General features: G+C 34.9%; 9 protein-coding genes and 1 pseudogene. 8 read left to right on the top strand and 2 right to left on the bottom strand.

Translation table 11 applies throughout. The annotated features are described in order from the left end of the window. Positions 1 to 6 precede the first annotated feature (6 nt). The 7 genes and pseudogenes from KCTC52924_RS16755 to KCTC52924_RS16725 all read left to right on the top strand — a co-directional run. The gene (locus KCTC52924_RS16755) at positions 7 to 1,599 is read left to right on the top strand and encodes a RagB/SusD family nutrient uptake outer membrane protein (protein WP_251805909.1); all 1,593 of its coding nucleotides are present in this window, start codon (positions 7 to 9) and stop codon (positions 1,597 to 1,599) included. A 170-nt stretch (positions 1,600 to 1,769) separates the two neighbouring features. After that, positions 1,770 to 2,618: an endonuclease/exonuclease/phosphatase family protein gene (locus KCTC52924_RS16750; protein ID WP_251805908.1), complete on the top strand. Its 849-nt coding sequence runs from the start codon at positions 1,770 to 1,772 to the stop codon at positions 2,616 to 2,618. Positions 2,619 to 2,881: 263 nt separating this feature from the next. After that, positions 2,882 to 3,751, top strand: coding sequence for an endonuclease/exonuclease/phosphatase family protein (locus tag KCTC52924_RS16745; RefSeq protein ID WP_251805907.1), 870 nt, complete (start codon positions 2,882 to 2,884; stop codon positions 3,749 to 3,751). A 177-nt stretch (positions 3,752 to 3,928) separates the two neighbouring features. Next, positions 3,929 to 4,636 (top strand): VIT family protein, encoded by a 708-nt coding sequence (locus tag KCTC52924_RS16740; RefSeq protein WP_251805906.1) that lies wholly within the window; start codon positions 3,929 to 3,931, stop codon positions 4,634 to 4,636. A gap of 77 nt (positions 4,637 to 4,713) precedes the next feature. Then, positions 4,714 to 5,292 (top strand): cytochrome b/b6 domain-containing protein, encoded by a 579-nt coding sequence (locus KCTC52924_RS16735; RefSeq protein ID WP_251805905.1) that lies wholly within the window; start codon positions 4,714 to 4,716, stop codon positions 5,290 to 5,292. Positions 5,293 to 5,490: 198 nt separating this feature from the next. Further along, positions 5,491 to 5,658, top strand: coding sequence for a hypothetical protein (locus tag KCTC52924_RS16730; protein ID WP_251805904.1), 168 nt, complete (start codon positions 5,491 to 5,493; stop codon positions 5,656 to 5,658). A gap of 169 nt (positions 5,659 to 5,827) precedes the next feature. Beyond that, positions 5,828 to 5,998, top strand: a pseudogene (locus KCTC52924_RS16725) (hypothetical protein); the annotation flags it as partial. Between the two features lie 135 nt (positions 5,999 to 6,133). On the opposite strand, the gene KCTC52924_RS16720 reads toward KCTC52924_RS16725, so the two are convergent. Together KCTC52924_RS16720 and KCTC52924_RS16715 are read right to left on the bottom strand one after the other, a co-directional pair. Beyond that, entirely contained in the window at positions 6,134 to 7,339 is a 1,206-nt protein-coding gene (locus KCTC52924_RS16720; protein ID WP_251805903.1) for a phospholipase D-like domain-containing protein, read from the bottom strand. A gap of 31 nt (positions 7,340 to 7,370) precedes the next feature. After that, positions 7,371 to 9,107, bottom strand: a complete 1,737-nt coding sequence (locus KCTC52924_RS16715; RefSeq protein WP_251805902.1) for a BACON domain-containing protein — start codon at positions 9,105 to 9,107, stop codon at positions 7,371 to 7,373. Between the two features lie 1,286 nt (positions 9,108 to 10,393). On the opposite strand from KCTC52924_RS16715, the gene KCTC52924_RS16710 reads away from it, so the two are divergent. Beyond that, positions 10,394 to 10,882: a hypothetical protein gene (locus KCTC52924_RS16710; RefSeq protein WP_251805901.1), complete on the top strand. Its 489-nt coding sequence runs from the start codon at positions 10,394 to 10,396 to the stop codon at positions 10,880 to 10,882. Positions 10,883 to 10,958: the final 76 nt, after the last annotated feature.

Below are 10,958 nucleotides of genomic sequence, written 5' to 3'. Positions count from 1 at the left end.
TATAAGATGAAAAATATATTATATGTTATCGTACTCTTCACATTGTTCGCATGTGAAGATTATCTAGATAAAACGGACCCCAATGCTACTACATTTGTAGAGTTTTTCAACGATGAAGGCGATCTAAGTCGAGTAGTGTATAGTAGCTATAGGGATGTCTTTACCGACAATAATAATCGCAGAATGAACTTCTATATGAAGGATGGAAGATCGGATAATGCCTATAGTCGTATTCAAGGGGATCATCATCAAAACGTCGCGAATGGCAATTTTAACAGTTCAACTAGTGGTTTCTTGTATTATTATGAACTACATATGAAGCATTTGGGCCGATTAAATACGTTTATCGCCAATATTGATGTGCCCTATGTGGAGGATGAATCAGTTAGGTTACGATATAAAAGTATATTGGAAGCCCTACGTTTTTGGCACTATTTTGAACTGACTTTCCGATGGGGAGATGTGCCATTTACACTAGAACCTGCAGATTTAGATTCCGCAAGAAAACCAGTTACTCCGAAAGCAGAAATTTTGGATTATTTGTTTTCAAACTATGAGGAAATAGCCAATAGATTGCCAAAAGAAGAATATTCTTCAGATAAGTATATGTTTAATCAATATTCTTTTAAAGCATTGGTAATGCGTTATGCGATGTATAACAAAAAGTATGCTCTTGCAGCAAAATTGGCAAAGGAGGTAATGGATAGTCAAAACTATGAACTTCATCCAGTATACGGTGATTTATTTAACTATAATGCATCCTCTAACAACAAGGAGTTCATCATGCATTTTAATAGAGAAAGTTACTCAGGTAGTACATATTCATTTAAGGATTTAGGCCCACATTTTAGAACTGGAAACGGACAATCTTATGTGGTTCCTTTGAAATCATTGGTAGATTCGTATTGGACCTTGCAAGGAGAAACTATTGATAATAGTAACCTACATACCAAGAAAGAATACGAACTAAATCCTAGCTTAAATAGAGATCCTCGCTATAGCGCAAGTATTATGGGTCATGGTGATTGGTTTTACAATGAACAAATCGATATTTTTAATGAAAATAATCCCATGTATCATGAAAAGGAAAGAGCAAGTGCTTCAGGTTATTGGTTTAAAAAATTCGTAGATGAAGCAGATGCATTTAAATCTAGTGGCAATATGGAGTTTGGATTATTACGCTATGCAGAAGTTCTCCTTACCTATGCCGAAGCTAAAATTATGCTTAATGAGATTGATGTTACAGCCAAATCAGCTATCAATGATGTGAGAAGAAGAGCTGGGTTGGATATGAATTTCGCAGATGTAACCTTGCCAACTTATGGTTCATATACTAAAGACCAATGGATAGCCCTCATTAGAAATGAGCGTAGAGTGGAACTAGCTGGAGAAGGTTTAAGATATGACGACATTATTCGCTGGGAAATTGCGGATAAAGAACTTAATAAACCAGCTCTGGGTTATACCAGGGAAGTAAACGGTGAACTTCAATCTATAAAGATTGAGGATCGATCGTTTAAAACCAACAATTACGTGTGGCCATTTCATGAGAATACCTTAAAGGTGAACCCTGGCATCAAACAAAATCCAGGTTATTAATTTATTATCAAAATAAATGGGGGTGGGGTTAATCCCACCCCCATTATTTTTGAAGAAGAATCAACTCATTAGAGTTAATCAGGATATTTGGACACACTAGCGTAAAGGTTTATACCTAGCGATCCAACGTAATGAATTGATAAGTAATCAATAACAAAAACAATAAATACATGAAGAAAATTACGGTTTCAACTTTTTTTATGATTCTACTATTGTCAACTGCATTCGTAAGTTGCAATTCTGGAAAGGGCATGAAAGAAAACAGTGATGAAGAGAATTTAGAAAGTTCAGAGGAACAAAATATCATTCGTTTTTTATCCTACAACATTCATCATTGTAATCCTCCAGGGACGAAAGATGTCATAAACTTGGATGCCATTGTGAATACTATCTCAGCACAAAAACCAGATATTGTAGCCCTACAGGAGGTAGATGTAGATACAAAACGATCTGGAGAAGGAAATCAGGCAGAAATGATAGCAAAAAAATTGAATATGAATTACTTCTTTGCCAAAGCAATAAATTACGATGGTGGGGGATACGGCGTAGCGATTCTATCCAAGTTCCCGTTGTTGGAAACAAAGGTTCATGAGTTGCCTACTAAGGGGAATGAAGAGGATCGGGTATTGGCCACCGCTACAATCGAAATTGCTCCAGACACCCATATTTTATTTGGAAATACTCATTTAAATTCATCGAAATCATCAGAAAACAGAATGCTTCAGATGAAGGAAATAGTTACTATATCCAATAAAGCAAAAGATATGGATATAGTAATAGCTGGGGATTTTAATGCTACTCCTGATTCTGATGTAATGAAGATTTCTGACGCCACCTTTACCAATACATGTGAAAACTGTAAACCTACCTTTCCCGCTACAAAACCAACTAAAATTATAGACTATATTGTTTACAAAGCCAATAAAAGCAACATGTCTGTAGAAAAAGTGGACGTAATTAATGACGGCTATTCCTCGGATCATAGACCTGTCTTAGCGGACATAAAATTCTCTAATTAGTCCGAAGTTAAATCTTTGTTAGCCTCTTTTATTTTTACCTATGGCTATTTCATGAAAACACGCTCAACATAAACCTGGGAATGAATCAAAATCCAGGTTATTAAACTCAATGGACAAGTAGGAGTAGACTAGATCCACTCCTACTTATTTCTGATTTTTATAATCCACGGAATTCAATCTAGAATTTAATTAGTGGTCACTTTTAACACCTATACATACAACTGTTTAGACGGAATATAAAATTCACAGGAAATCCCTTACTAATGAACAAGAAATTAAATCCAACTCTATTTACCCTATTTTTTGCATTCACTCTATTGGTAGGATGCAGTTCTGAAAAAAATACGGATCAAGAGTTAGCTGAAGATACTTCGGTTAACTCACAATTGAATACAACCATTCGTATATTATCTTATAATATACATCATTGTAATCCTCCCGGACAAGAAGACTTTATAGATATAAACTCCATCGCAAAAACAATTTCGGATCAGCAACCAGACATTGTTGCTTTACAAGAGGTGGATGTAGATACAGAACGCTCTGGTAAAGGTAATCAAGCAGAACTGATAGCAAAAAAACTGAATATGAATTACTTCTTCGCCAGGGCGATTGACTATGGTGGCGGAGAGTATGGGGTAGCAATCCTATCCAAGTTTCCCATCAAGGAAAGAAGGATTCATGAGTTACCAACCAAAGGAAATGAAGAGGACCGAGTGTTGGCAACTGCTAAAATCGAAATTGCCCCAAACACTTATATTTTATTTGGGAACACTCATTTAAATGTACCAAAATTATCTGAAGATAGGATGCTTCAAATGAATGAAATAGTAAATATTACAAAGAAGATTAAGGATATGGATGTTATAATAGCCGGGGATTTCAATGCTCTTCCAAAATCGGATGTAATTAACCATGCAGAAGAAAATTTCACCAACACATGTGAAATTTGTAAACCAACTGCTCCAGCTATAAAACCAACCAAAATTATAGACTATATTTTTTACAAAGCCAATAATAGTAGTATAACAATAGAAGAATACGAAGTAGTTAATGATTCATACTCCTCTGATCATAGGCCCGTTTTAGCGGCGATTAATTTTCAGAATTTAATAAAGACGGGAGGTAATTAATTTCTTTCTTAATGCCTACCTCTACACATGCAATTAAAAGGGCAATCGTCCCTCTAATAAAAGTTTAGACTTTTGTTTTATTTTTGAAATGCTTTCCTTTTGATGTATTATAAAATGTGATAAATGTCACGGTTCTATTCATGTGTCCATCGTATATTTATGATAAGAAATTAAGAAATGTCAGATTTTGAAGATGATTATTTAGACAATCACTATATACACCGCAGTAATTGGTTGAGAGCAGCTGTGCTTGGTGCAAATGATGGGATTCTATCAACAGCCAGTCTGGCCATAGGAGTTGCCGCTGCTAGTAATTTTAGAGAGCCCGTTATATTGGCAACGGTAGCTGGATTAGTTGCTGGTGCTCTATCCATGGCAGCAGGAGAATATGTTTCTGTGAGCTCTCAAACAGATATTGAAAAATCAGACATTGAGAGAGAAAAGCAAGAACTAGAGGAAATGCCCGAAATTGAATTACTACGCTTAGCTGAGATATATGAAAAAAGAGGGTTAAAAAAGGAGACCGCATTAACCGTTGCGAAAGAACTAACGGAAAAGGATGCATTAGCGGCTCACATTAAGGATGAGTTAGGTATTAATGAAATGAGTCAAGCCAAACCAATCCAAGCTGCTTTTGCCTCTGGAGCAGCCTTTACAGTTGGAGGCATACTTCCATTATTGGTAGTGCTATTTCTACCCTTAAATCATATGGAATATTATCTCTATGGCTCTGCTATTGTATTCCTAATTATTTTAGGAGCTCTAGCCGCAAAAACAGGAGGTTCTAGTATTGGAAAAGCAATAATTAGAATCACTTTTTGGGGAACAGTCGCAATGGGATTGACAGCATTGGTGGGATATGTATTTGGGGTTAACTTAACTTAAAAAATGAAAGCGTACTTTTTTTTAAAATTTGTTTTCAAAAGTTGCCCAATATGATGTAATTATAAAAAACACATGTCATGGAAAAAACAAGGTATTCCAAAATATATCGAATAATTCACTGGGCAATAGCTGTTTTATTCCTACTACTGCTAATTACCATTTTTTTGCGATTAACCTGGATGAATAAGTTTAATATGGCAGCTATCATTCAAGATTATTTGAGTAGTACAGATCAGGTTTTATCTCAAGATCAACTTATAGCTTTATCGAAAAAGATTAGGCAGCCCATGTGGGACTGGCATATTTACATTGGTTATGTATTAACTGGATTATTTAGCTTGCGTTTTTCACTTCCACTTTTTGGACATATGAAATTTCAAAATCCATTTAGCAAGAATCAAAGTATAAAGGAGAGATTTCAAAAATGGACCTATATCGTTTTTTATTTATGTGTTGTTATTTCGTTAATTACTGGACTTATAATAGAATTTGGCCCAAAGGAATTAAAGAAGCCAATGGAAGAGATTCATATACTTGGGATTTATTACTTGATTGGATTTATCATAATCCATCTTAGTGGTGTCCTTATAGCAGAGTTTACAAATCAAAAAGGAATTATTTCAAGAATTGTTAGCGGTTCTAAAAAGGAAAATTAAACCTGCCCTAAAATTATGAAATAACACTATCAGCACTAAAGCAAAACCAGTGTATATGCCAGGTTTTGTATGAGCCACACAACTAGATTTCTTAGTTTGTTTATTATGAGATGGTAATCCAGATGGGCGCCAAGGAGCAGTTCCTACGCAAAACACTCTGCAACAGGATGCAAAGACATCTATAGCCTCAGGCCGCACATGGACAGCTTTGAGGAGCTGTACGATTCTCTTCTCCACCATCTATTGGTCCATGCGGGCTATAGCAGTAAAGGAGATTATATCTACTTGGAATTGCAAGAAGTACAGAAGCATGTAGAGTCTAACACTTTCAACAATGAAGAGGGTCTGGCCAAGACTAAGAACTAGAATAGAAAGTATGACTTATATAGTAGTAGTGGTAGTAGTAGTAGTAGTAGTAGTAGTAGTAGTAGTAGTAGTTTTTACTTACATGAACGGATTGGGTTAGGAAATGAAAGAAATAGGGGAGGGGTACAAAAAAATAAGTGTATACATTGAATAATACTGCCAGAGCTGCCCGTTGTTCGGGGGATGCTTTAATGAGATTTACAATATACAGGTATATCTCAACCACAATCTAGTGCGGTACAAAGGAATTGTTCGAAAAAATATATCGAGTGAACTGGGTGAATATAACAGGAAAAGTAGGGCCGCCAATGTAGAAGCAGCTACAGTTTTTTTTCGATAAATAGGCTATTACATGAAATTCAAAATAGGAAAAAAAAAGCCGTCCCATTTTTTAGTTAATAAGACGGCTACTTTTTTAAGTAAAATATATTTTTTTCAACCTAAAACGTAAAAATTACTTAGAAGCGTAATTATTTTACATCTTTTTTAATTGGTCAAAATACTGCATATAATCATCAAAATATCTTTTATTTCGTGATTCTATAATAAATTCATTGGCATATTTAAGTCCTCCATCAGTGTAATTCTGACTACCGGACAATATAATCTCTTGTTCTATACCTCCTATGGTTCCTTTAATTATCATACATTTTGAATGTACCAATTGTTTTGACCCATCCAATAAGTTCACGTATCCGCCTGAATCTTTTAAGTTTTTTAACTCATCATTAACTTCGGCACTATACGTATTCCTAGCAATGACCTCTACGGTACCGCCTCTTTTGGATATTTCGGTTAATTTTCGAATTATATCGTTTCGTTCTTTTTCCCAAAAAGCCATCATCACACGAATAGTAGTCCTCGAATAATTTCCCTCATCAAGTTCATTTAATACGTCAATTATATCATCTCCACCATCCCAAAAACCATCCTTCCTTCTAGGGAAAAAACGAACAGTAAGACCGTCACCGACTTCTTCTACTGTGTGTTCATAGTTTCTCATGCCTTGGCGATCATGGGCTAACGCAGCAACCTTATGCCAATTATTTTTAAAGGAGTTATATAAGTTTTTATTGGTTATAAGAAGCCCATCTTGTACTTTTTTACTTTCCCCAAAAGCAAAATTATGAGATGAAGCGAAAACCACATTTTCAGCAATTCCATCTTCCAATTCAACTTTAGAGAATATCATGTATTTTTCATGATTGATAGCTGATGCACCGTTTCTTAAGTTATTATTAACTCCGATTGTTTCTGAGGGTTTCTTTAACTTTCCTAATTTAGAATAGGCCAATTGGTTAGACTCTCTTTGATTAACAGTACTGGAGTCAATCAAGGCACGCACCTCAACCCCCCTCTTGTTAGCTTCTAACAACGCATCCATAAGAGGCTCATAATCAAAACCATATACGCTTAAGAAAATGGAAGAACCTATTGGGGAATTCTCCGTTAACTTAATCATTTGATTTAAGAACTTGGGGTCACTTGTTTTATTCCTGACATTATCTGAATTAATAAAAAATGCTTTCTCAATATGCAAAGTCCCATCTTCATTTTTTTCTGGTTTGTCTGAAGGTAATTCCTCCTTGTCATCGGAGGAATTTTCAGTTAGACCACTATCACTGCTGCAAGAAGACAAAAAAGTCAGAATTAGAGCAAGGAATAAACTTTTTACAACCATCGTTTGTAATTAATATTTAAAAACTGTTATACTATTTTTCACCTACTATGGCACCCATTATAGCCTGTGTTCTACTGTTAGAATGATAATCAATGCTAAGGTATTCATCGTTCGAAAGAGTCGGCATTCCAGTATCGGAAGTTAAATCGCTCCCGCTCATTCCTTTATCTGTAACTGGGCTACCAATAGGGAGTAGCTCTGAGTTTAAGATATCAGCAATGTTAATTGCACCAGGGTTTTCAACCCTAGCACTATCATAAAACTTGCCATCAACTACAGAGGACTTAGAGGAATTGATAAGACTTCCGGAAGCTTTATATACTTCTGTATCACCCTCCTGACTATGGTTCCCAGAAATTATGCTGTTATAAACATTTAGGTATACATCACCTGAAAGTCCCAATACTCCACCGCCATATGTGGCTTTATTTCCAGTAATGGTGCTGCTAATTACATAAGCCGTTGAATTATCCTTATACAACATCAATGCGCCTCCACCTTTAGTTCCTTCGTGATTATTAATGTTGTTAATGATCAGGCTATTAACAATATAGGCTACCGATCCCCATGCAATATATAAACCTCCACCATATTCAGCACTCATATTCTCCTTTACTACAGAGTTATACAAATGAAGTTCGGTACTACTACCAGTTGCATACACGCCGGCCGAGGTATTTGATGAATTATAAGAAATCTCAGAATTATACATATAGACCGTTGAATCATCAATACGCATTCCGCCATGATTACTCGAAACAGAATTCTTAGTTATAAAACAATTATTGAAAGTCACCCGAGAATCATCCTTAATCATAACTCCTCCTGCTCTTGAACTTTCATCATTACCAACATTATTATTTTCTGTGATTGTTACGTCAGTTAAATTTACAATCGCATTGGCGATATTAATTCCCCCTCCGTACCAACTATCATACGATGAATTATTGATGTCAACTTTACCTTTATTTGCAGAAGCTCCATCTCGAATTGTAAGCGCACTGATATTGACTTCTTCCCCTGGTACAAGAGGAGCTGAAACCACCACGGTATGATATGCATTTACCCCTTCCGCTAATTTACCTGAGAGAATAGTTTTATAGTTCGATGGATCACTTTCACTTGTTTTTATGGCGTCAGAAGGGAACCCTCCCACTATAGTGATGTTTTTAGATATTTCAAAAGTCTTATTTCTATCATCATTTGAATCGCCATTTGTGATCGTTTTGCTGGGCTTATAAAAACCCTCTGCTAAATAAATAGTGTCTCCAGCTATTGCAAGATCTAGCGCAGATTGAAGATTTATAGCTCTTTTCCAGGATCTACCGCTCCCGTCTCCGTTTTCTTTCACATGAAATAATGTCTGAATGGTAGACACATCTTCAGGCTCCGCTTCTTGAATAATTGTTATCGTTCTAGAAAGTTCTCCATTGAGGCTAGATATAGTTATTTTGCCTTCTCTTTTCTCCTCCGTCTTGTTCGGCTCAATTAGGATATCAATATTGTTACCACCTTGTTTGCCAGTCTTAAACTTATCTTCAATGGTTATCCAATTTACATCAGAGGTTGCTTCCCAATCAATACTGGTAGTAAAACCTAAACTCACACTGCCTTCTATCTCAGCTGGAACGATAATTTCAGAGCGATGTGGTGTTATATTATCACTAAAAGTTCTTTCCAAATCAATATCACATCCATACATCAATCCCAATAGGATAAACGGTAAATAAATAAATTTCCATGGATTTTTAGTGTTTTTTTGAGCCATAATTTTACTAGTTTATTTCGATTAGTTATTTAATATTATCTTTTTTTAGTAGTCAGTATTGAATTAAAGCTTAGACTCTTCAAGAAAACAATGTCTTGATAGCCCTAAAATAATATTTGACAACTCCTCTTGAAAAAATATGAATCGTGATTAAAAAAGATTTTAACTGCATATTTCACAATATTTCATAATGTTTCACAAGTTTAGAAAAATTTTTTAACGAAACAAAACAAAACCTTAAAAAAATCTTAATTTAATGATGTAAACGGAGGTCAATTAAAACATAAGTAGTTGAGTTGTTTACTCGCTGCGCTAAGTCACCCGACTTAGTGCTGGATTCACTTCGTACATTCGAAAAGGCAATCCTGTGTAAGAATGAAAGCCATAACAAGCCATGTCTTGTTAATTTTTATTTTCTTTCACCTAGTATTGTTCGTTGAAAACACAGGCTTCTTTACAGGTTAACAATAACTTTCGCAGAAACACAATACTTGGTCATGATTCATTGAAATTTAGAAATTTCAGAAAACAAGAAACCCATAACTTTCGTTATGGGTTTCCTTTTGCGTAGAAAGAGGATCTACAACGAAATATGTAATTATTGGTATTTCAGCTAATTACAAAAAAAAACACTATTTCGGATAAAGTACATCCCTCCGTTAAGGGAAGTAACAAAATGGCAAAAGCATGGTTTAAAAAGTTGCGAAAATTCTTAGCAACCAAAAATGATTAAAGCGATATGCTTTGATTTTAAAGTTGTTCATATTTTATAAAAGCACTGTTTATATAAACGCTAACTCGAAAATGCTATTGCAGTAGATTAGAATGAAATAGACTCGTGTGGTTAATTAACTCACTAAACTTCATTTTAAATACAGTAAGTAAAGCGTGTATTACATTATTCGATGAAAGTGGACGGGCATTCCTTATAGTTTCAGAAAAGCTGTCTTTCCTCTTTGGAATTAGGAACTTGATTATTGTATTACGATACTATCGATAACTGTAAAAATCATTTAAAGAAATGAATGGCAATGTTCGTAGCGAAGTGCTTCCATTAAATTAAATTTTCGAATCTATTTACTCACTAAGCTAAATTTGAATTCCCCAACGCTTGCCCTGCTCGAAATGTTATCGGTAGTTTCCGTCCTATGCCTCATGGGCTTTCCATGAGGTAGTTGACTTTATCATTAAAGCAGTTAATTTTAATTTTTTTACAATTAATTAAGTGCCAACGGTTACAGTATCTTTCTTAAAGATTTAATAAAACACTTTAAAACAAAGGAAATATGAAAAAATATACATTTATGCTCGGTATCACTCTCGTTTTGGTAGCTAATGTAGGGTGCAAGTCAAGTAAAATAAACCAGTCTGCGATGCAAAATGAGACGACAAAGCTAACAAAAACAGAAAAGATAAGGCCTGCAGTTGCTCCTGAAGATTCTGGACATGAACCGATAGATAATGATAATACTACCAATCTGGTTCAAGGTTATAACGGTTCTACTGGTTCTAATATTTCTGTAAATTCTGAATCTTTAGAAGTACCCATATCCACAAAGGAGGATTTCACTATAATGTATAAGGAGTTGAAAATGTCCGAAAATCAGATCAATCAATTTGAAAAAGCAATTAAAGATTTTGAAAAACGGCAACGCAACAAACCAAATGGGGAAATGTTGGGCACTGTTGCCAGTGAAAGACAAAGGCAATTAAAACAAATATTAAGTCCGGAACAATATACGTCTTATGAAAAATGGAAAAAGAACAGGCAGTAATATTTATATATCAAAGGCTTACTTCTCCATAGGTATATTTTAGTTGAGAATAAGGTTTATTAGATCGTTTCGCTAT

It is taken from the genome of Arenibacter antarcticus, from assembly GCF_041320605.1.
GTDB classification, from domain to species: domain Bacteria; phylum Bacteroidota; class Bacteroidia; order Flavobacteriales; family Flavobacteriaceae; genus Arenibacter; species Arenibacter antarcticus.
This window is presented reverse-complemented; position numbering and strand designations above follow the sequence as displayed.

Coding starts and splice junctions, on each gene's coding strand:
- KCTC52924_RS16755 (WP_251805909.1), top strand. CDS start 7: ATGAAAAATATATTATATGTTATCGTACTCTTCACATTGTTCGCATGT.
- KCTC52924_RS16745 (WP_251805907.1), top strand. CDS start 2,882: ATGAACAAGAAATTAAATCCAACTCTATTTACCCTATTTTTTGCATTC.
- KCTC52924_RS16735 (WP_251805905.1), top strand. CDS start 4,714: ATGGAAAAAACAAGGTATTCCAAAATATATCGAATAATTCACTGGGCA.
- KCTC52924_RS16730 (WP_251805904.1), top strand. CDS start 5,491: ATGGACAGCTTTGAGGAGCTGTACGATTCTCTTCTCCACCATCTATTG.
- KCTC52924_RS16720 (WP_251805903.1), bottom strand. CDS start 7,339: ATGGTTGTAAAAAGTTTATTCCTTGCTCTAATTCTGACTTTTTTGTCT.
- KCTC52924_RS16710 (WP_251805901.1), top strand. CDS start 10,394: ATGAAAAAATATACATTTATGCTCGGTATCACTCTCGTTTTGGTAGCT.
- KCTC52924_RS16715 (WP_251805902.1), bottom strand. CDS start 9,107: ATGGCTCAAAAAAACACTAAAAATCCATGGAAATTTATTTATTTACCG.
- KCTC52924_RS16750 (WP_251805908.1), top strand. CDS start 1,770: ATGAAGAAAATTACGGTTTCAACTTTTTTTATGATTCTACTATTGTCA.
- KCTC52924_RS16740 (WP_251805906.1), top strand. CDS start 3,929: ATGTCAGATTTTGAAGATGATTATTTAGACAATCACTATATACACCGC.